20 protein-coding genes are annotated in these 20,863 nt (G+C 63.8%); 15 read left to right on the top strand and 5 right to left on the bottom strand.

The window, feature by feature from the left end:
- Nucleotides 1–9 precede the first annotated feature (9 nt).
- Nucleotides 10–1,671, bottom strand: coding sequence for a divergent polysaccharide deacetylase family protein (locus tag WDB91_RS13350; RefSeq protein WP_339113034.1), 1,662 nt, complete (start codon nucleotides 1,669–1,671; stop codon nucleotides 10–12).
- Between the two features lie 101 nt (nucleotides 1,672–1,772).
- Between WDB91_RS13350 and WDB91_RS13355 the strand changes: the two genes are divergently transcribed.
- The 6 genes from WDB91_RS13355 to lexA all read left to right on the top strand — a co-directional run bounded on the left by WDB91_RS13355 (nucleotide 1,773) and on the right by lexA (nucleotide 6,643).
- Complete coding sequence (locus WDB91_RS13355) at nucleotides 1,773–2,372, top strand: aminodeoxychorismate/anthranilate synthase component II (protein WP_339113035.1); 600 nt, start codon at nucleotides 1,773–1,775, stop codon at nucleotides 2,370–2,372.
- Nucleotides 2,373–2,375: 3 nt separating this feature from the next.
- Nucleotides 2,376–3,398: an anthranilate phosphoribosyltransferase gene (gene trpD / locus WDB91_RS13360; RefSeq protein WP_339113036.1), complete on the top strand. Its 1,023-nt coding sequence runs from the start codon at nucleotides 2,376–2,378 to the stop codon at nucleotides 3,396–3,398.
- Complete coding sequence (gene trpC / locus WDB91_RS13365; RefSeq protein WP_339113037.1) at nucleotides 3,395–4,189, top strand: indole-3-glycerol phosphate synthase TrpC; 795 nt, start codon at nucleotides 3,395–3,397, stop codon at nucleotides 4,187–4,189. Before trpD ends, trpC begins: the two co-directional genes overlap by 4 nt.
- Nucleotides 4,186–4,662 (top strand): cyclic pyranopterin monophosphate synthase MoaC, encoded by a 477-nt coding sequence (moaC, locus tag WDB91_RS13370; protein ID WP_339113038.1) that lies wholly within the window; start codon nucleotides 4,186–4,188, stop codon nucleotides 4,660–4,662. Before trpC ends, moaC begins: the two co-directional genes overlap by 4 nt.
- Nucleotides 4,663–4,664: 2 nt before the next feature.
- Nucleotides 4,665–5,849 carry a gephyrin-like molybdotransferase Glp gene (gene glp, locus WDB91_RS13375; RefSeq protein WP_339114524.1) on the top strand — a complete coding sequence of 395 codons (1,185 nt, stop codon included), beginning with the start codon at nucleotides 4,665–4,667 and terminating at the stop codon, nucleotides 5,847–5,849.
- A 98-nt stretch (nucleotides 5,850–5,947) separates the two neighbouring features.
- Nucleotides 5,948–6,643, top strand: coding sequence for a transcriptional repressor LexA (gene lexA, locus WDB91_RS13380; RefSeq protein WP_339113039.1), 696 nt, complete (start codon nucleotides 5,948–5,950; stop codon nucleotides 6,641–6,643).
- Here lexA and WDB91_RS13385 read toward each other — a convergent pair.
- On the bottom strand, nucleotides 6,637–8,739 hold the full coding sequence (locus WDB91_RS13385; protein ID WP_339113040.1) for a ComEC/Rec2 family competence protein: 2,103 nt from the start codon (nucleotides 8,737–8,739) through the stop codon (nucleotides 6,637–6,639). The two genes, lexA and WDB91_RS13385, sit on opposite strands and share 7 nt — an antisense overlap.
- A gap of 198 nt (nucleotides 8,740–8,937) precedes the next feature.
- Here WDB91_RS13385 and gltX point away from each other — a divergent pair, with 198 nt between their 5' ends.
- The 6 genes from gltX to WDB91_RS13415 all read left to right on the top strand — a co-directional run bounded on the left by gltX (nucleotide 8,938) and on the right by WDB91_RS13415 (nucleotide 15,482).
- Nucleotides 8,938–10,338 (top strand): glutamate--tRNA ligase, encoded by a 1,401-nt coding sequence (gene gltX, locus WDB91_RS13390; protein WP_339113041.1) that lies wholly within the window; start codon nucleotides 8,938–8,940, stop codon nucleotides 10,336–10,338.
- A 75-nt stretch (nucleotides 10,339–10,413) separates the two neighbouring features.
- The gene (locus tag WDB91_RS13395) at nucleotides 10,414–11,703 is read left to right on the top strand and encodes a citrate synthase (protein ID WP_339113042.1); all 1,290 of its coding nucleotides are present in this window, start codon (nucleotides 10,414–10,416) and stop codon (nucleotides 11,701–11,703) included.
- 172 nt (nucleotides 11,704–11,875) lie between these two features.
- Nucleotides 11,876–12,538, top strand: a complete 663-nt coding sequence (locus WDB91_RS13400; protein ID WP_339113043.1) for an SDR family NAD(P)-dependent oxidoreductase — start codon at nucleotides 11,876–11,878, stop codon at nucleotides 12,536–12,538.
- A gap of 222 nt (nucleotides 12,539–12,760) precedes the next feature.
- A complete protein-coding gene (gene surE / locus WDB91_RS13405) occupies nucleotides 12,761–13,546 on the top strand; it encodes a 5'/3'-nucleotidase SurE (protein ID WP_339113044.1) in 786 nt (261 codons plus the stop codon).
- Nucleotides 13,543–14,193, top strand: coding sequence for a protein-L-isoaspartate(D-aspartate) O-methyltransferase (locus tag WDB91_RS13410; RefSeq protein WP_339113045.1), 651 nt, complete (start codon nucleotides 13,543–13,545; stop codon nucleotides 14,191–14,193). Before surE ends, WDB91_RS13410 begins: the two co-directional genes overlap by 4 nt.
- A 131-nt stretch (nucleotides 14,194–14,324) precedes the next feature.
- Entirely contained in the window at nucleotides 14,325–15,482 is a 1,158-nt protein-coding gene (locus WDB91_RS13415; protein ID WP_339114525.1) for a peptidoglycan DD-metalloendopeptidase family protein, read from the top strand.
- Nucleotides 15,483–15,520: 38 nt separating this feature from the next.
- Here the strand turns inward: WDB91_RS13415 and WDB91_RS13420 are convergent, their stop codons facing one another.
- The gene (locus WDB91_RS13420; RefSeq protein WP_339113046.1) at nucleotides 15,521–16,360 is read right to left on the bottom strand and encodes a MoxR family ATPase; all 840 of its coding nucleotides are present in this window, start codon (nucleotides 16,358–16,360) and stop codon (nucleotides 15,521–15,523) included.
- Between the two features lie 230 nt (nucleotides 16,361–16,590).
- Between WDB91_RS13420 and dksA the strand changes: the two genes are divergently transcribed.
- From dksA to rnd, 3 genes are all read left to right on the top strand, one after another.
- Nucleotides 16,591–17,013: an RNA polymerase-binding protein DksA gene (dksA, locus tag WDB91_RS13425; protein ID WP_339113047.1), complete on the top strand. Its 423-nt coding sequence runs from the start codon at nucleotides 16,591–16,593 to the stop codon at nucleotides 17,011–17,013.
- Nucleotides 17,014–17,171: 158 nt separating this feature from the next.
- A complete protein-coding gene (locus tag WDB91_RS13430; RefSeq protein ID WP_339113048.1) occupies nucleotides 17,172–18,350 on the top strand; it encodes an FAD-dependent monooxygenase in 1,179 nt (392 codons plus the stop codon).
- A gap of 123 nt (nucleotides 18,351–18,473) precedes the next feature.
- Nucleotides 18,474–19,637, top strand: a complete 1,164-nt coding sequence (gene rnd, locus WDB91_RS13435) for a ribonuclease D (protein WP_339113049.1) — start codon at nucleotides 18,474–18,476, stop codon at nucleotides 19,635–19,637.
- A 56-nt stretch (nucleotides 19,638–19,693) separates the two neighbouring features.
- On the opposite strand, the gene WDB91_RS13440 is transcribed toward rnd, so the two are convergent.
- Together WDB91_RS13440 and WDB91_RS13445 are read right to left on the bottom strand one after the other, a co-directional pair.
- Nucleotides 19,694–20,299, bottom strand: coding sequence for a LysE family translocator (locus WDB91_RS13440; protein ID WP_339113050.1), 606 nt, complete (start codon nucleotides 20,297–20,299; stop codon nucleotides 19,694–19,696).
- A 57-nt stretch (nucleotides 20,300–20,356) separates the two neighbouring features.
- Nucleotides 20,357–20,851, bottom strand: coding sequence for a hypothetical protein (locus WDB91_RS13445; protein WP_339113051.1), 495 nt, complete (start codon nucleotides 20,849–20,851; stop codon nucleotides 20,357–20,359).
- Between the last annotated feature and the right edge of the window lie 12 nt (nucleotides 20,852–20,863).

Below are 20,863 nucleotides of genomic sequence, written 5' to 3' on the forward strand. Positions count from 1 at the left end.
CTGTCTGGCTTAGTCCTGCGTATCGAATTGCGCCGAGACCGGCGCCAGTGCCACGTCATCATGCGCGCCCGAGGCCCAGTCGCGCAGGCCCGCCACCGATTCCGGCCATGCGCTTAGCATGACCACCGTCTTCCCGTCGCGCTTCGCCTCGAATTCGGCGCGGGTCAGCTCACGGGCGATATGGCTTGCCCGCTCGCGCCCGTCATCGAGCACCCGCCAGATCTTCGCCTCGGGCCAATCGGCATTATGCGCCAGCTGGGAAGCCGAATTGCTACCGCGGTCCTGCGTGATCAGGGCCAGACCGTCGCGCTCGGCCAGCTCCAGCAGATGCTGCGAGAGTTGGCGGTCGTTCTGCACCACAGGTGCCGCAGGTTCGACCAGCGCCACCGCACCCGGCACGGCCTGCCGCCATGCCTCCATCGCGGTGTCGAGATCCTGCACCACGGGTGAGGCAGGCAGCCCCGTCATCAGGATAGCGACCTCGTAGCCCGCGCTCCGATACGCCTGCGCCACCGCCCGCGCATCCGACCGCGCGGGGTCGATCGCGATGGTCAGCGGATAGCCGAGGCTGAGAAGCGTGTCCTGATCCAGACCACCTCTGGCGATGCCCCTATCGATCAGCACCACCGAGAAGAGCGCGGCGCCCTCGGGCCGCTCGAACGCCGCACGATTGGTTTTCCATGCGCTGGCGTCGGGGGTCGGGGCGGCAGCAGACGGCGCGGCCCCCGCACCGATCTGCGGCAGGCGGTCCGTCGCCACATCGGGATCGGCGCGGAGCCCCGCCCCCTCGCCTGCGGCAAAGACCCGCGGTTTTTCGACCCGCCCATCCGGCAGGACCTGCGAGCCATCGGGCAGCAGCACGATCTCGGAGGCGGTTCCGGACGGGGGGGCGCTGGCGCCGTCATCGCCCTCGGGGGTGATCGCCGGATCGACCGGTTTCTCGGCCATCGGCAGATCGGGCGCCACGGCCTCGCCGGGTGGCGGAACGGGGATCTGCTCGATGCTCCCGGGCATATTGGCGGCCTCATCGCCGGTCGCGGGAGTGCCCGCGGTATCGGGCGCGCTCAGGCCCGCCTCGGGACGCGCGCCCGGATCGGTGAAATCCTCCACCTCCCCCGCATCGGGACCGACGACCTGTGCCAGTCGTGTGGCCTGCGGCGCGGGGCGGGGATCGGGCGCGCGCTCCGGTGCCAAGTCAGGCGCTATATCGGGGGCGGCTTCCGGCAGGGCAGCGGCAAGCCCGGCGGTGAAACCGGCGGGCGCATCGGTCGAATCATCGAGCGCGGCCAGCGGCGATACGGCCAGCGGCGATACGGGCGCGGTATCGGGCGCCATTTCCTCTTCAGGTGCGGCGCTCTCCTTGTCCTGCAGCGCATGGCCCTGAACGGGCGTATCCGCCACGGGCGCTCCGGAAGATGCTCGACCCTCCGAGGGCGCTTCGGACTGGCTGACAGGGGCATCGTCGGCCTGCGGCCCGTCCAGCGGCAGAATGAGCGACACAAGGCCCAAACCCAGCACCGACACGATCGCGCCAACTGCTACACCGGACAAAAGGCCTCGCACCATAAGGCAAACTCCCTCGTTCTTGCCAATCTCGCGGGCGGGATGCAGGAAATCATGGGTCCTGCTCTTGACCATCGCGCCACGCTGCGGGCATCTATAGCGCGACATCCATCCCGGATCACCCCGGAAATCGGCTCGGACGTGCAAAGCCTGCGCGGACGTGACCCAAAAGCTTCCCCGGTTCCGGCCCGAAGGCGTTAGGCGAGCATATGCTACTTCTCATCGATAACTACGACAGCTTCACCTATAATCTGGTGCATTATTTCGGCGAGGTGGGCGCGGATGTGAAGGTCGTGCGCAATGACGCGCTGAACACGCAAGACGCGATGGGCATGGGAGCCGAGGCACTGGTGCTCTCGCCCGGTCCGGGCACGCCCGCACAATCGGGGATTTGTGTGCCTGTGACGCTGGCAGCCTATGAGGCGGACCTGCCGCTCTTTGGCGTCTGCCTCGGCCAGCAGACCATCGGCGAGGCTTTCGGCGGCGATGTCGTGCGCCATACCGAGATCGTGCATGGCAAGATGGGCACCATCCATCACAACGGCAAAGGCGTGTTCCGCGGGCTGCCCTCGCCGCTTCAGGCCACGCGCTACCATTCACTGGTGGTGGACCGTGCTACCCTGCCCGACTGTCTCGAGGTCACCGCATGGCTGGAAGATGGCACCATCATGGGGCTGCGCCATAAGGAGAAGCTGATCGAGGGGGTGCAGTTCCACCCCGAATCCATTGCCTCCGAACATGGCCACCAGATGATCCGCAACTTCCTCGAGGATGCCGGTGTCACGCTGAAAGACATGAAAGAGGCCTGAGCGATGAGCGATGCGATGAAACCGCTGATCTTTGCGGCCTCCGAGGGGCCGCTTAGCCGTGCGCAGGCCGAACATGCCTTCACGCTCCTGTTCGAGGGCAAGGCCACGCCCGCCCAGATCGCGGGGCTCCTGATGGCCATGCGCGCGCGCGGCGAGAGCGTGAGCGAATATGCCGCGGCCGCGGCCGCCATGCGCGCGGCCTGTGTGCCGATCCATGCGCCCGAGGGCGCGATGGATATCGTGGGCACCGGTGGCGATGGCAAACACACGCTCAATATCTCGACCGCGACGGCCTTTGTGGTGGCGGGAGCCGGCGTGCCGGTGGCCAAACATGGCAACCGCGCGGCCTCGTCCAAATCGGGCACGGCGGATGTGCAGGGCGAGCTGGGCATCAATGTGATGGCCGGCGTGGAGGCGGCGCAGCGCTCGCTGAATGAGGCGGGCATCGGCTTCCTGATGGCGCAGGTCCACCACCCTGCCATGCGCCATGTGGGGCCCGTCCGCTCCGAGCTGGGCTGCAAGACCATCTTCAACATCCTCGGGCCGCTGACCAATCCCGCAGGTGTCAAACGCCAGCTGACAGGTGTTTTTGCTCCCGATCTGATCTGGCCGATGGCCGAGACCCTGCAACTGCTGGGCTCCGAGAAAGCATGGCTCGTCTATGGCTCGGATGGCACAGACGAGATTACCATCACCGGTGTGACCACCGTGGCCGCGCTCGAAAACGACAAGATCCGCGAGTTCGAGATCCATCCCGAGGATGCGGGCCTGCCGGTGCACCGGTTCCGCGATATCGTGGGCGGCACGGCGGCAGAGAACGCCGCAGCCCTCCGCGCGATCTTCAATGGCGAGAAATGCGCCTATCGCGATGCGGTTGTGCTGAATGCGGCCGCAGCGCTCGTGGTGGCGGATCGCGCCACGACCCTGAAAGAGGGCGCCGAACTTGCCGCCCATTCCATCGATAGCGGGGCCGCCCTGCGCGCCCTTGATACGCTTGCCAAGATCACGCAGGAGGCCACGGCATGAGCACCATTCTGGACAAGATCAAGGCCTACAAGCTTGAAGAAGTCGCCGCCGCCAAACAGGCCCGCCCGCTGGCGGGGATCGAGGCCGAGGCGCGTGCGCAATCGCCCACCCGTGGCTTTGCCAAGGCGCTGGCTGCGAAATCCGAGGCAGGCTATGGCCTGATCGCCGAGATCAAGAAGGCCTCGCCCTCCAAGGGCCTCATCCGCCCCGATTTCGACCCGCCGAGCCTTGCCAAAGCCTATGAGGACGGTGGGGCGGCCTGTCTGTCGGTGCTGACCGATACGCCCTCTTTCCAGGGTGCGCCCGAGTTCCTGATGCAGGCGCGGGGGGCGTGCTCGCTGCCCGCTTTGCGCAAGGATTTCATGTATGACACCTATCAAGTGACCGAGGCCCGCGCCTGGGGGGCCGATTGCATCCTGATCATTCTGGCCTCCGTCGAGGACGGTCAGGCCGCCGAGCTGGAGGCTGCGGCGTTTGACTATGGCATGGATGTGCTCCTCGAGGTGCATAACCGCGAGGAACTGGACCGCGCGCTGAAGCTGAAATCGCCCCTGATGGGGGTGAATAACCGCAACCTCAAAACCTTCGACGTCACGCTCGATGTGACCCGCGATCTGGCGCCGGTGATCCTCGCCGAAGGCCGCGATCTGGTCTGCGAGAGCGGCATCTTCACCACCGAAGACATGGCCGATATGGCGGGTGTGGGGGCGCGCCGGTTCCTGATCGGCGAAAGCCTGATGCGTCAGGACGATGTGGCGGCTGCCACCAAAGCCCTGCTGGCCCGCGCATGAGCCTGTCGCATTTCGACGCCGCCGGTCAGGCCCATATGGTCGATGTTTCGGACAAGCCCGTCACTGCCCGCGTGGCTGTGGCGCGTGGCCATGTGGTGATGGCGCCCGAGACTCTGGCCTATGTGATCCAGGGCACAGCCAAAAAGGGTGATGTTCTGGGGATCGCGCGGATTGCGGGCATTCAGGCCACCAAACGCACCGCCGATCTGATCCCGCTGTGCCATCCGCTGCCGATCACCAAGGTCGCGGTGGATCTGGTGCCCGACGACACATTGCCCGGTGTGCGGGTCGAAGCCACCGTCAAAACCACGGGCCAGACCGGTGTCGAGATGGAGGCGCTGACCGCCGTGTCGGCAGCCTGCCTGACCGTCTATGACATGCTCAAGGCGGTCGAGAAATCCATGCGGATCGGAGGAATCGAAGTCGTACTGAAGGATGGCGGCAAATCGGGCCGCTACGAGGTGGGCGCATGAGCCTGCTCCCTGTCGAGGAGGCGCTCGAGCGGGTGCTCGCGCTGGTCTCGCCCCTGCCCCTCGAGACCGTGCCCTTGCGCGCCGCCGCTGGCCGCGTGATGGGCGTGCCGGCCCATGCGGGCCTGACCCAACCGCCGTTCTCGGCCTCGGCGATGGACGGCTACTGGCTGGACGCCGCCGACCATCTGCCCTCGGCACAGCTTGACGTGGTAGGTGAATCCGCCGCCGGTCGCAGCTATCAGGGCGAGATCGCACAGGGTGAGGCGATCCGCATCTTCACCGGCGCGCCCGTGCCGCGCGAGGGCGGCGTGGTGGTCCTGCAGGAAAACACCACTCGTGAGGGAAGCAGGCTCACGCTTGCCGCAGAGCTGTCCACCAATGCCAATATCCGGCCCAAAGGTCAGGATTTCGCGCAGGGCACCCTCTTCCATCCCGAACGCCCGCTGACGCCCCGCGATCTGGGACTTCTGGCGGCGATGAATGTGGCCAATGTCACGGTGTATCGCAAACCGGTGGTCGCGATCATCGCGACAGGCGACGAGCTGGTGATGCCCGGCAATCCTCCGGGCCCAGACCAGATCCTCTCCTCCAATAGCTTCATCGTGGCAGCCCAGGTCGAGGCGATGGGGGGCATCGCGCGCATGCTGCCGATCGCTGCGGATGACCGCGAGAGCCTACGCTTGGTCTTCGATCTGGCCAAGGGTGCCGATCTGATCGTCACCTCGGGCGGGGCCTCGGTGGGAGATCATGATCTGGTGGGCGAGGTGGCCGCAGAGTTGGGCCTCGAGCGTAGCTTCTGGAAAATCGCCATGCGTCCGGGCAAGCCGCTGATGGCGGGACGCATGCGTGATGCGGTCCTCCTGGGGCTGCCCGGCAATCCGGTCTCGGCCACGGTCTGCGCCGAGTTGTTCCTGAAACCGATGTTGGCCAAGATGCAGGGCCGTGCACATCGGCAAGAACCGCTGCGCGCCATTCTGGGCTGCGACCTCGGCCCGACCGGTCCGCGCACCCATTACATGCGCGCGACGCTGGAGGAAGCGGACGGCTTGCCCCGCATCACCCCCTTCGCCAATCAGGATAGCGCGATGCTGTCCCTTCTGGCGCAGGCAGACGCCTTACTTATTTGTGAACGTGGTGAAGGGCCTTTCAAACAAGGCGATGAAGTCTCCTATCTCCCTTTGATCTAAGCAAAATCCCGTTCCGGAATTGACACGGAACAGGAACACAGGTAGAACTTTAAACGAACATGACTTGACACGCGCTTAGATTTTCGTCGGAGACCCAGATGCTGACTCGCAAACAACTGGAATTGCTCAATTTCATTAATCTGCGTCTGCAGCAGGACGGCGTTCCGCCCTCTTTCGACGAGATGAAAGACGCGCTGGAACTGCGCTCGAAATCGGGGATCCACCGGCTGATCACAGCGCTGGAAGAACGTGGTTTCATCCGCCGTCTGCCGCACCGGGCGCGGGCCATCGAAGTGCTCAAGATGCCGGAGACGCAAGAAAAACAGCGTGATAGCGGCTTTACGCCCGCGGTGATAGACGGTGGCCGCCCCGAACGTCCCGCCAAGGCGATGGATCTCGAGGCGGTGCATGCGCTGGAGCTGCCGGTGATGGGCAGGATAGCGGCGGGTGTGCCGATCGAGGCGATCTCCGAGGTCTCGCATAATGTCGCGGTGCCGGGAAGCATGCTGGCCGGAGCGGGTCGTCATTACGCGCTGGAGGTGCGGGGTGATTCCATGATCGAGGCTGGGATCAATGATGGCGATATCGTCGTGATCCGCGAGCAATCCACCGCCGAGAATGGCGAGATCGTTGTCGCGCTGGTGGACGAGGCGGAGGCAACGCTCAAGCGCTTCTATCGCCGCAGTGGCATGATCGCACTGGAGGCGGCCAACCCCGCCTATGAGACCCGGATGTTGCGTGGTGATCAGGTGCGTGTGCAGGGGCGGCTTGTCGGGCTGATCCGCAACTACTGATAAAGCTCGGGCGTGGTCCAGAGCCTGCGCCCGACCCTTTCGCGGACCGAGGTCAGCGACCCATCCTCGCCCCATGACACCGCCCCCGTTTGCGCCAGCCGCGCCCTGTCCCAGATCCGGCATTGCACGGTATCGCGCGGCAGATCAGGTGGCAGCTCCGCCGCAATAATCACCAGTGCCCCGTTCCGGCAATACTCGGATAGGTGATCGGGCGCGGCCTTACCGGTCAGGTGGACCAGATCCGCACCACGCCAATGGCTGTGCCGGATGCCTTTGTCCCCCGCCCAAGCCGGACGGGACGCCGCCTCCGAGATCCCCGCCATATCCCCATCGGCCTCGAGCCATATCCCTGCCACGAACCCCGCCCCGTCGCGTGAGAGCGCCCGCCCCGCAGGGGTCATCAATCCGACCTGCTCGGCTTCGGGCGCAACGATCAGGGCCGGACGCGGGGCCTGCCACCATATAAGCGCCGCGAGACACAGAGCGAGCGCCCCGCCCCCCCGCCCGATCCCGCGCGAGAGGATAAAGACCACCGCCCCCGCTCCAAGGAGCGCCACAACCAGTTCGGGCGGCGCCTTGACGGCGGTGACAGAACCGGGCCACCCCGCCACCATCCGCGCCACGCCCAGCAGCCAGCCGGTTCCGAGCCCCAGCAGCCAGAAGGCCGGTCCGCCCAGACCCAGTGGCGCCAGCGCCAGCGCCAGAAGCCCCGCCGGCATGATCACCATCCCCATAGCAGGCACTGCCAGAAGATTGGCGACGAGCCCGTAATCGGCCATGCGATGGAAGGTGGCTGCGGTCAGTGGCGCTGTTGCCAGCCCTGCGATCAGCGAGCTGGAGCCGAACCCGATCGGCACGCGCAGGACATGCGGCAGGCGCGGTGCGAGCCTAACCCATAGCGCAAGGCCCGAAATCAACGCGACGGTCGCCGCAAAGGACAACTGGAACCCCGGATTGAGGAGTGCCTCAGGCGTGGCCATCAGGATGACGATCGCCGCCAGAGCCACATTGCGCAGGCTGAGCGCGCGCCGGTCGAAGATCACGGCGCCCAGCATCACCGCCGCCATCACCCATGCCCTCTGGGTGGAAACCTGCCCGCCCGACAGCCAGAGATAGGCGCTGGCCGCAAGGATCGCGACAACGGCGGCGATCTTGCGGCTCGGCCATAGCAGCGCGGGCCGCCCGAGCCCCGCAAGGCAAAGCCGCACAAAGGCAAAGACGAGCCCCGTCAACAAGCCGACATGCAGACCCGAGATGGCCACGACGTGATAGATATTGGCCGCGCGCATCACCTCGTTCGTGCTCTCCGATAACGCGGACCGGTCACCGGTGAGGATGGCGCTGGCGATGGCCCCGTTCTGTCCTGGCAGATGGGCGAGGATCAGACGTGACAGCCGCTCGCGGAGACGGCTGGCCAGCAATGCGGCCCCTTGCGGCGGATCGATCAGCATCACCGGGGTGCGGGAATAACCCACCGCGCCGGTCTGCTGGAAAAAGGCGATCCGGCGGAAATCGAAGGCATCAGGGGCAGCAGGGGGCGGCGGCGGCATCAGGTAGCCTGTCAGCATCACCCGCTGGCCGGGGCGCAGCGCCAGATGGTCCTGTGTTCCGTGCAGCGAGACCCGCACCTTCGCAGGAAGGCGCTCCGGCGCGACCCTGTCGAGGCGCAGCCGGTCCAGCAGCAGGCGCGGCCTGTCCGAGGCGCTGCGATCCAGCGAGAGCACCCGACCCTCGATCGTGCCGTAATAGCGGAAGTCCAGCACGGGGGCGGCCACCAGATGCGCCCTGAGCCCCGCAAAACAGAAACCGAGCGCCATCACCCCGATCATCGCACAGGGAAACCATAGTGCTACTGGCAATCGCCCGCGCCCGAGCAGTGCAAGCGCGACGATGCCCCCTGCCATGAGATAAACCGGCGCGTCCGGCTCGGTCTTCAGCCCGAACCAGAGCCCGATTCCCGTCCCCAACCCCAGCGGCAGCCAGAGCATGAGTTGCAGATAGGCCTGCATAGAGGCATGCCCGAGGACCGTCAGTGCCCTCGCATACCAGCGGCTCTCCCGTTCAGCCATATGATCTTGCGAGAAAACCTCGCTCATCACGCCTCCATGCCCCGTAGAAAACCCCGAAAGATTTGGCCGGGCTGCCCCTGCGTGATGGCTCGAACCCTTGTCCTTCCGGGCTGTGCCTCTTATTCATCGACGCAAAGAAACCGGAACCCTACGCCGACCACGGTCAGGCAACATGGTTTCCAAATGCTTAATGCGCGCTAAATGGCGCCTCGAAAGGCCCTCACGATGTCCGACCAGATCGTCACCCGCTTTGCCCCCTCGCCGACCGGCTACCTGCATATCGGGGGCGCGCGCACCGCACTCTTCAACTGGCTCTATGCCCGCCATATGGGGGGCAAGGTGCTGTTGCGGATCGAGGATACCGACCGCGAGCGCTCGACCGATGCGGCCACGGCGGCGATCATGAAAGGGCTCGACTGGCTGGGCCTCGATTTCGACAGCGACCCGATCAGCCAGTTCGAGCGCGCGCCCCGCCATGCCGAAGTGGCCAACGAAATGCTGGCGCGTGGCGAGGCCTATAAGTGCTTCTCGACCCAGGACGAGATCCAAGCCTTCCGCGACACCGCCAAGGCCGAGGGTAAATCCACCCTCTTCCGCAGCCCGTGGCGCGATGCGGACCCCTCGACCCATCCCGACGCGCCTTTCGTAATCCGCGTGAAAGCGCCGCTCGAGGGCAAGACGGTGATCAAGGATGCCGTGCAAGGCGATGTAACCATCCGCAATGACCAGATCGACGACATGATCTGTTTACGTTCTGATGGTACGCCTACCTATATGCTTGCTGTGGTTGTGGATGATCATGATATGGGCGTCACGCATGTGATCCGTGGCGATGACCACCTGACGAATTCCGCCCGTCAGATGCTGGTCTATAATGCGATGGGCTGGGATGTGCCCACCTTCGCGCATATTCCGCTGATCCATGGCCCCGATGGCAAAAAGCTTTCCAAACGCCACGGCGCGGTCGGCCTCGAGGAATATCAGGCCATGGGCTATCCGGCGGCCGGCATGCGCAACTATCTGACGCGCCTCGGCTGGAGCCATGGCGATGATGAATTTTTCAGCGACGAGCAGGCCCGCGAATGGTTCGATCTGGGCGGAATCGGCAAATCTCCCGCGCGGCTCGATTTCAAGAAACTCGCCAATATCTGCGGTCAGCATATCGCCGTGATGAATGACGCCGATATTGTTGCTCAAATTGACGGCTATCTTGCAGCTGCCGAACAGCCCCTGCTTTCTGACGCACAAAAAGCCGACCTGGAGCGGGCAATGTATTGCCTGAAAGACCGCGCGAAGACTTTCCCAGAACTCCTTGAAAAAGCGGCATTTGTCCTCAACCAGCGTCCGCTGGAACTGGACGAGAAATCGGAAAAGGCTTTGGATGCGGTATACCGTGGTATCCTGAAAGAATTGACGCCGCAGTTGCAAAATGCTAGCTGGACGCGAGAGGAATTGGAGGCAATTGTACAAACTGTCGCAGAGGCGCATGGACTGGGGCTTGGCAAGCTTGCTGCCCCCTTGCGCTCGGCTCTGGCAGGGCGTTCAGTAAGCCCTAGTGTTTTCGATATGATGCTGATCCTCGGTCGCGACGAGACCGTGGCGAGGCTGAGTGATCAGGTGGCCTGAGGCCGGGCCACCTTCCGGCTCGACCGGATAATTACAGACCGGCGCGGCCCAGCCGGCATTACGAAAGGGAACCCAATGGCTGATAGAACGGCGACGCTCACCCTGGACGGGAAGTCCTACGATCTCCCCGTGCTTTCTCCGGCTGCAGGCCCGGATGTCATCGACATCCGCAAGCTCTATGCACAGGCTGACGTCTTTACCTATGATCCGGGCTTTACCTCGACCGCGTCTTGTGAATCCGCAATTACCTTCATCGACGGGGAAAAGGGCGAGCTTCTGCATCGCGGCTACCCCATCGACCAGCTCGCGCAGAACTCGCATTTCCTCGAGACCTGCTATCTGCTTCTCTACGGGGAACTGCCGGACAAGGCGCAGATGGAAGATTTCGAATATCGTGTGACCCGTCACACGATGCTGCACGAGCAAATCAACAACTTCTTCCGTGGTTTCCGTCGCGATGCACACCCGATGGCGACCATGGTCGGTGTCGTGGGTGGCCTGTCTGCCTTCTATCACGACAGCCTCGACATCAACGATCCGTGGCAGCGTGAGGTCGCCGCGATCCGCATGATCGCGAAGCTGCCGACCATCGCCGCGATGGCGTATAAGTATTCGGTCGGCCAGCCGATCGTCTATCCGCGCAACGATCTCGATTACGCGTCGAACTTCCTGCATATGTGCTTCGCGGTTCCGGCTGAGCCCTATCATGTGGAGCCCGCGCTTGCCAAAGCCATGGACCGCATCATGATGCTCCATGCCGATCACGAGCAGAACGCTTCGACCTCTACCGTGCGCCTCGCGGGCTCCTCGGGCGCCAACCCGTTCGCCTGTATCGCTGCCGGCATCGCCTGCCTCTGGGGTCCGGCACATGGTGGCGCCAACCAGGCCTGCCTCGAGATGCTGCGTGAAATCGGCACCGTCGACCGCATTCCGGAATATGTCGCGAAGGCGAAAGACAAGAACGATCCCTTCCGCCTCATGGGCTTCGGTCACCGCGTCTACAAGAACTTCGACCCGCGGGCGAAGGTCATGAAAGAATCGGCGGACGAGGTGCTGGCGTTGCTGGGTATCGAGGATAACCCGCTCCTGCAGGTGGCGAAGGAACTCGAGAAAATCGCCCTCGAGGACCCCTATTTCGTCGAGAAGAAACTCTACCCCAACGTGGACTTCTACTCGGGCATCATCCTCGAAGCGATGGGCTTCCCCACCTCGATGTTCACCCCGATCTTCGCGCTGTCGCGCACCATCGGCTGGATCTCGCAGTGGAAAGAGATGATCGAGGATCCGACCGGCAAGATCGGCCGTCCGCGCCAGCTCTATACCGGCGCGACCGCACGCGATTATGTGCCCGTCGAAGACCGCTGATCAAAGCTGCATTTGATACAGATCATGGAAAGGCCGGGAGATTCCCGGCCTTTTCTCGTAGCTGACAGATGGATGACGCCGGAGGGGCCAGCGGCCCCGACCGGTTTCGCGAGGGCCTCGATGGCCCGAGAGAAACCGGCTCCGGCGCGGAGCACAACATAAGGACGACCCGATGCCGCATGACAGACTCGCCCTCATCACCGGTGCCTCCCGCGGCTTGGGCGCAGGTCTTGCCGAAGCGCTGGCCGCACGTGGCTATCATATCATGGCCGTCGCCCGCACCGTGGGCGCGCTGGAGGAACTCGATGACCGCATCCAGGCCAGGGGGGGCCGTGCGACGCTCGCGCCGCTTGACCTCAAAGATCCCGCGCAGGTCCAGCATATGGGGCAGGCCATCGCCACCCGCTGGGGCGGTGTGGATCTGTGGTGCCATACGGCGATCCACGGCACCCCGCTCTCGCCCGCCGCGCATATCGCCCAGAAAGATATGGAGGCGGCCATCGCCATCAATCTGACACTGCCGGCCATGCTGATCCCGATGATGGAGCCCCTTCTGCGCGCCCGCACCGGACAGGCCGTCTTTTTCGACGACACCCATGGCGGGGAGAAATTCTTCGGGAGCTACGGCGCCACCAAGGCCGCCCAGATCGCCCTCGCCCGCTCTTGGGCGGCCGAAACCGCCACGATCGGCCCGAAGGTCAGCATCCTCTCGCCGCGCCCCATGCCGACGGGTCTGCGGGCGCGCTTCTTCCCCGGCGAGGAGCGCGCCCCCCTCGCCCGACCGCGTGACGAGGCACAGCGTCTGATCGACTGCCTGCTGCCCCAGCCTGCCTGATCCAGCAGCGTTCCGGCCCTTGAATGCCCAAGCCTGAGGCAGTCTGCCGCAATGCGGCGCGAAGGACACGCCCTGTGACCTTTGTGCAGCGTCCTGCCGCAGCGCGGGGGCTTCGGCGCTTTACCGCTCGCGGAGGCCGCGTTATCACCTAGCTCAAGCACAAAGGGGCGCGTGCGTAGCCGCATCGCTCCATCATCTTCAGCTAAGAGGTTCGGGGCAGATATGCGCATTCTCATCACCAATGACGACGGGATCAATGCACCGGGCCTGAGCGTCCTTGAAGAGATCGCCAAAAGTCTTGCCGGACCCGCAGGAGAGGTCTGGACCGTCGCCCCCGCCTTCGAGCAATCGGGCGTGGGCCATTGCATCAGCTATTCGCGTCCGATGCTGACCGCCGAGCTGGGACCGCGCCGGTTTGCCGTCGAGGGCAGCCCTGCCGATTGCGTGCTGGCCGGCATCTACGACATCCTGTCGGACGCCCGCCCCGATCTGATCCTCTCGGGTGTCAATCGCGGCAATAATTCCGCCGAGAACGCACTTTATTCCGGCACGTTGGGCGGCGCTATGGAAGGCGCTTTGCAGGGCATCCCCGCCATCGGTTTGAGCCAGTTCATGGGCCCGCGCACCTCTGTGCTTGATGACCCCTTTGAAGCCGCGCGCCAGCATGGCCCGGCCCTTGTCCGCAAGCTTTGGGAAAACGGCATCTGGGATGATGGCCCCTATCGCGTCTTCTACAGCATCAATTTCCCGCCTGTCCCGGGCGCCGATGTCAAAGGCAGCAAGGCCGCACCTCTGGGCTACCGCACCGATAGTTTCTTCACCACCGAGGCCACCTTCTCGCCCTCGGGCAAGAAATTCCTCTGGGTAAAGGGCGGCCCGCAACACACAGCCACAGCGCCAGGCACCGATGCCGCTCTCAATCTCGATGGCTATATCTCGGTCACGCCGATGCGCGCCGATCTGACCGCCCATGATGTCCTGGGCAAACTGGAAACGGTCCTTGAATGAGCACGCCCGACGACGATGCCGAGCGCAAGATGCGCTTCCTGTTCCAGATCCGCTCGCGCGGTGTGACCGATGCTGCCGTGCTCAAGGTGATGGAACGGATCGACCGCGGGAAGTTCGTGCGCGGCATCTTTGCGGGACGCGCCTATGAGGACATGCCGCTGCCGATCAGCTGCGGCCAGACCATCAGCCAGCCCTCCATCGTCGGGTTGATGACACAGGCGCTCGAGATCGGGCCGCGCGACACGGTGCTGGAGGTCGGCACAGGCTCGGGCTATCAGGCCGCGATCCTCTCGGGTCTGGCGCGCCGCGTCTATACGGTCGACCGCTACAAACAGCTGATCCGCGATGCCGAGGATGTGTTCCGCGCGCTCGATCTGTCCAATATCGTGGCCTTGGCGGGTGATGGCAGCTTCGGTCTGCCCGATCAGGCCCCGTTCGACCGCATCATCGTGACGGCCGCCGCCGAAGACCCTCCGGGTCCGCTCTTGTCGCAGCTGAAACCGGGCGGTATCATGGTGTTGCCCGTGGGCCAGTCCGACACCGTGCAGAGCCTGATCCGTGTGCGCCGCCTCGAAACCGGCTTCGATTACGAGGAGCTACGCTCGGTCCGCTTCGTGCCGCTGGTCGAAGGGCTGGCAAACGAGTGATGCCGGAACGGGTTGCGGTTCCCGCCCCAGTGTCTACAACAGCTAAAAAGGGCCCGACAGGGGCAGGAACCAAAGAGGAAAGAGCGCCGATGACTTCTTACAGACGCCCCCGTCTTGCAACCTTCCTGATGATGGGCTGTGCTGCGGCCGCGCTGTCTGCCTGTATGCCATCGGGCTTCGATCCCGACCTGCGGAAATATTCCCAGATCGGCTTCGATACCACCGATGCGGCGCAACGGGCCACCGCCCCGCGCCCGCAATCCGACAATCGTGGCATCATCTCCTATCCCACCTATCAGGTGGCCGTCGCCAGTCGCGGCGATACCGTGGCAAGCGTGGCCGCGCGCGTGGGTGTGAACGCCAATGATCTAGCGCGCTACAATGCCATTGGCACCTCCACCACGCTCAATCAGGGCGCGGTTCTTGTGCTACCGAGCCGCGTGCAGGAACCGGTCGGGACCGGCTCCTATACCGGTGCCACCACCGCAAGCGGTGCCGAGAATATCGACATCACCTCTCTTGCCTCCAATGCCATCGACCGCTCGCAAGCGTCTGGCGCGACCACTCCGGCGGCCGCCCCCGCAGCCAGCAAACCGGTTGCAGGCAAACCCGCAGGCCCCGAACCCGTCCGTCACCGCGTGGCCCGTGGCGAGACCGCCTATTCCATCGCGCGCTATTACGACATCCCTGTCAAATCATTGGCCGACTGGAACGGGTTGCCCTCGGATATGAGCGTCCATGAGGGCCAGTATCTGCTGATCCCCACTGCCCTTCCTGCCACGGGCAAGGTCACCACCAGCCAACCCGGTCAGGGCAGCGCCACGCCCACGCCGCCTTCGGCGGCAGAGCCGCTGCCGCAGCAGAGCACAAAACCGGCATCGGCGCCGGTAGATACCTCCTCCGTGCCCAATCTGAGCAAGCAGGTCAGCGCCTCCAATTCGGCGAAACTGCTGATGCCGGTCAGCGGCTCGATCATCCGCCCCTATGTGAAGAAGAAGAACGACGGGGTCGATATCTCGGCGGCAGCCGGCACCCCCGTGAAAGCCGCAGCCGATGGCACGGTGGCCGCAATCACCAAAGATACCGATCAGGTGCCGATCCTTGTGCTGCGCCATGCGGACGGCCTGCTGACCGTCTATGCCAATATCGACAATATCTCCGTCCAGAAAGATGGCACCGTCAAGCGCGGCCAGACCATCGCAAAAGTCCGCAACAGCAATCCGGGCTTTGTGCATTTCGAGGTCAGGCAAGGCTATGAGAGCGTCGATCCGATGCCGTATCTGCAATAAGAAAAGGGGCCTCTTGGCCCCTTTTCCATATTCACCCGCTACCGCCTACCCCTTGCGGCAAAGGCCAGCCGCTCGAAGAGATGCACATCCTGTTCGTTCTTCAGAAGCGCCCCATGCAGTTTGGGCAGCAGGCTTACCCCGTCCGATTTCAGATCCTCCGGCGCAAGATCCTCGATCAGCAGGAGCTTGATCCAGTCGAGCACCTCCGAGGTGGAGGGCTTCTTCTTCAGACCGGGCGTCTCGCGGATCTCGTAGAACCGCGTCAGCGCCTCGGCCAGAAGCTTGGGCTTGATCTGCGGGAAATGCACCTCGACGATTCTGGCCAGCACTTCGGGCTCGGGAAAGCGGATATAGTGGAAGAAACAGCGCCTCAGGAAAGCGTCGGGCAGCTCCTTCTCGTTATTGGAGGTGATGATGACCACGGGGCGGTGGGTCGCGCGAATGGTCTCGCCCGTCTCGTAGACATGGAACTCCATCCGGTCGAGCTCCTGCAGGAGGTCGTTCGGGAACTCGATATCAGCCTTGTCGATCTCGTCGATCAGCAGCACGCAGCGCTCGGACGCGGTGAAAGCCTGCCAGATCTTGCCGCGGCGGATGTAATGGCCGATCTCGCTGACCTTGGGATCGCCCAGCTGGCTATCACGCAACCGCGAGACCGCATCGTATTCATAAAGCCCCTGCTGCGCCCGGGTCGTGGATTTGATCCCCCACTCGATCATCTCCATCCCCAGCGCCTGCGCCACCTGTCGCGCCAGTTCGGTCTTGCCGGTGCCGGGCTCGCCCTTGACCAGCAATGGCCGCTCCAGCGCCACCGCCGCATTGACCGCCACCGTCAGGTCGGTCGGCGCGATATAGCTGTCGGTCGATTGGAATTGCATGACAAATCTCCCTTTGCCTGCGCCCATTAAGCCTCAAACGGCTACCTTTACGCCATAGCGAAAAGAGCCGTTGCATAAAAATCAGGCACCGCCCCTAAACTAAGCATCGAACCCCGCTAGAACGTGACAAACTGTCTCGGGTCGGGTATTCGGGCGGCGTGGAATCGTGCATCCAGCAAGGCACGAACACACAACTACCCAAAGGGTCAGGCACCATAGAAAGGCCAGTCATGAAACCCGAAATCTTTCTTCCGGATGATTACCGCCCGGCTGAAGACGAGCCGTTCATGAACGATCGTCAACTGGAATATTTCCGTCGCAAACTCAACGATTGGAAGCACGAGCTTTTGGCACAATCCGCCGAAACGCTTGAAGGTCTCTCGGAATCCGCAAGATCTGTTCCCGATGTCGCGGACCGCGCCTCGGAAGAAACCGACCGCGCCCTTGAGCTGCGCACCCGTGACCGTCAGCGCAAGCTGGTGGTGAAGATCGACGCGGCGCTGCGCCGTATCGATGAAGGTGAATTCGGCTATTGCGAGAAAACCGGCGAGCCGATCTCGCTGCGTCGTCTGGATGCGCGACCGATCGCCACCATGACGCTGGAAGCGCAGGAGCGCCACGAGCGCCGTGAGCGGGTTCATCGCGACGACTGATTGACGTAGGCTCTGCCTGCGTTTTTTTGTGTTTTTCATTCGCATGCCACTGGCTGTGGTTTTTGGCATTGCGGGTCTTTGGTTAATGTTGTCTGAGTATATGCACCCCGGCATGGATCCTCCATGCCGGTGGTCGCATTTTTACGGGCGAGGTTTCCATGCTGGTCGGCAGAGAGTTCACCATTCTCGGGGCGGGTATCTCCGGCTTGGCGCTTGCACGCGCGCTTGCCATGCATGGTGCGCGGGTCACCGTGCTCGAACAATCGCCCGAGCTGGGTGAGGTCGGTGCGGGCATCCAGATCTCTCCCAACGGAATGAAGGTGCTGGACGCGCTGGGGCTCGGAACGGAGCTGGCGGCCACGAGCCCCCGTCTGAAGGCGGTCGAGCTGCTAAATGGCGAAACCGGCGAGCCGGTGACGCGGCTCGATATGGCCATGCGCCGCCCCAATGCGCCCTATTATTTCGTCCGTCGTCCCGAGCTGATTGCGCTTTTGGCCGGAGGCGCGCGCGATGCAGGGGTCGAGATCCGGCTGGACCAGAGGATCGAGGCCGTCGAGATCACCGATGACGGTCCGGTCCTGACCTTCGAAGATGGCGCCACCTCCCGCCCCGGCACGGTGCTGGGCGCGGATGGGCTGCATTCCAAGCTGCGCGGGGCGCTCAATGGCGAGGCCAAACCCTTCTTCACCAATCAGGTCGCATGGCGCGCCATGGTCCCGATGCCCCGTGCCGAGCCACCCGTGGCCCGCGTGTTCATGGGGGCCAAAAAACATATCGTCAGCTACCCACTCTCGAATGGCATGCGCAATATCGTGGCTGTCGAGGAGCGCAGTCGCTGGGCCGAGGAAGGCTGGCATATCCGCGATGATGCGATGACGCTACGTGTTGCCTTCCAGGAGTTCTGCCCCGAGGTGCGCGGCTGGCTCGAACAGGTCGAGGACCCCTATCTCTGGGGACTGTTCCGCCATCCCGTGGCCCGCCGCTGGTTCGGCCCGAATTGCGCGATCCTTGGCGATGCCGCCCATCCGACCCTGCCCTTCCTGGCCCAGGGAGCGAATATGGCGCTGGAGGATGCGTGGATCCTGGCACAGGCGCTGGCGCTGCATGGCGAGGACGAGGTGGGCTTTGCCGCCTACCAGACCGCCCGCCGCGAGCGCAGCAGCGAGATCGTGGAGGCCGCCAACAAGAACGCGCGCAACTACCATCTCTCGGGCCTGCCGCGTGTGGTGGGCCATCTGGGGATGCGCGCGCTCTCGAAATTCGCGCCCGATCTGCTGATCGGAAAATATGACTGGATCTACAATTACGATGCCCGCACCATCCTGCAGACCGATTGAAAAGCGCGGCGTTGCAGGCCCGCTTTGGCGGCCATGCACCCGCGCGCTCTTTCCAAAGCCGATCTGCGGAGCTAAAGACAAAGTGACAGCGGGATGACCCCGCGCAACTTGACAAGGCCTGCTATGGATATGATTACGACCACCGAAGCGCTTGCGGTCATCTGCGAGAAGGCGAAGGCGGAACCCTATGTGACGCTGGATACCGAATTTCTGCGCGAGCGCACCTATTGGTCGAAGCTCTGCCTTGTCCAGATGGCGTTGCCAAGTCATGACGGTGTCGAGGGCGAGGCGGTCCTGATCGATCCATTGGCCAAGGGCATCTCGCTCGAGCCGCTCTATGAGCTCTTCCGCCACAAGGAAACCGTGAAGGTCTTCCATGCTGCGCGTCAGGATCTGGAGATCTTCTTCACCGATGCGCAGGTCTTCCCCGATCCGCTCTTCGATACGCAGGTTGCGGCAATGGTCTGCGGCTTTGGCGAACAGGTGGGCTACGAGACGCTGGTGCGCAAGATCGCCAAACAATCGCTCGACAAGACCTCGCGCTTCACCGACTGGTCACGCCGCCCGCTCACTCCCGCACAGCAGAAATACGCGATTGCCGATGTTACCCATCTGCGCGTGATCTACGAATATCTGGCCAAGCAGCTGAAGAAATCGGGCCGCGCCCCTTGGGTCGAGGAAGAGGTGGGTATTCTCCTTAACCCCGAGACCTATATCACCCGCCCCGAGGAAGCCTGGCTGCGCGTGAAGACCCGCACCCATTCTGGTAAATTCCTCTCGGTCGTACGCGAGCTGGCACGCTTCCGGGAAGGGTTCGCGCAGAACCGCAATATTCCGCGCTCGCGTATCTTCAAGGACGACGCCTTGCTGGAGCTGGCCTCCACCAAGCCCGTGAGCCTCGACGATCTGGGCAAATCGCGGCTCCTGCTGCGCGAGGCCCGCAAGGGCGAGATCGCCGAGGGGATCATCACCGCCGTGAAGGAAGGGCTGGCCGTGCCCGCCGACAAAATGCCCAAGGTGCAGAGCGACAGCGATCATCTGCAGGTCGACTCGGCGCTGGCCGATCTGTTGCGCGTGCTTTTGAAGGCGAAATCCAATCAGACGGGCGTCGCGCCCAAGCTGATCGCCTCCTCGCATGATCTGGATGCGATCGCCGCCGGCAAGCGTGATGTGCCCGCCCTCTCGGGCTGGCGTCGCGAGGTCTTTGGCGAGGACGCGATCCGTTTGTCCGAGGGCAAGATCGCGCTCTCGGCAGAGAATGGCGATATCAAGCTGATCACGCTGTAACGCGTCACATTGTGATACAGACGGGCGCGGCCACTGGCTGCGCCTTTTTCATGCGGTTAGCCGCGCGATAGGATCAGATGCAGGCCGGCGGCAGCAAAGACGGCCGCGAGGCTACGCTCGATCCAGCGCCGCGCGCGCAGATAGGTCCGCGCGACGGCCCCCTGCGAGAAGCCCCAAGCATAGCCGAAATTCACGCAGATACCGATGGCCGCGCAGCCTGCAAACAGCGCGGCCATCTCGGCCCCGCCTGCCCCTTCGGGCAGCCCGAGGGCAAAAGTCGCGGCCCAGCCGAGGATCGCTTTGGGATTGGTCAGATGCAGCAACAGCCCGCGCCGATAGGCGGCCGCGGGGGACTGTCCGCGACCCGCTGCTGGCGGCGGACACGAGGCCGAGCGCAGAGATTTCCATGCCAGATACATCAGATAGAGCCCGCCTGCGAGTTTGAGCAGCCAGATGAGCTGGACGAGAGACAAAAGCAGCGCCCCCATCCCGAGCGCGGTCAGCCCCGCCCAGATCAGGCTGCCACTGACCACCCCTGACGCCAGGGCCAGCGCGGGTCTGCGCCCCGAAGCCATTGCGGTGCCCAAGATGGCAAGCGTGCTGGGACCGGGGCTGGCGACGGCCAGAAAATAGGCGAGATAGGCGATCAAGAGATGCGACATGAAAAAGCCTCCTGCGGATTACAGGAGGCTAATCGCAACCGTTGCGTCTGGCAAAGGTTATCGGCTGGCGCTGCGGCTATTGGTGGCGGCCACCACGGTCACCTTGCGCACATCGGCCAGTTTGAAATTGTCGATATAGGCGGCGGCGGTCACCTGACGCGAGCTGACCGTGCCTGCGCGGGTCGCCTCGGGGCTGCCAGCGGCCGGCGGGAAGCCCACCAGCGTATAACGCACCTCTCCGTTTACAGGGCGTCCGTCATTCTCGGCGATCAGACCGATATTCCACCAGCCTTGGGTCGGCGGCAGGGCCGTTACTTCAACAATGGCTCCACCGGAGGTTTTCCGGATGGACAATGCGGTGACTTCAGCAATCACACTACGATTATCCGCAAGAGCGGCCTCATAGCCCCCCTTGGGCGCGAGCGTAGGCGTGGTTTTCTCTTCGGTCGAAGACCCGAACCAGTTCCACGGATTCATGCGGCTTTCGCGGAGGCTGCCACAGGCAGAAAGCGCCAGCACAATGGCAAGCGAAGCAAGGAACGGTTTTCTCATGGTCTCTCCGGC

The organism is Thioclava sp. GXIMD2076 (genome assembly GCF_037949795.1).
In the GTDB taxonomy this organism is placed as follows: Bacteria; Pseudomonadota; Alphaproteobacteria; order Rhodobacterales; family Rhodobacteraceae; genus Thioclava; species Thioclava kandeliae.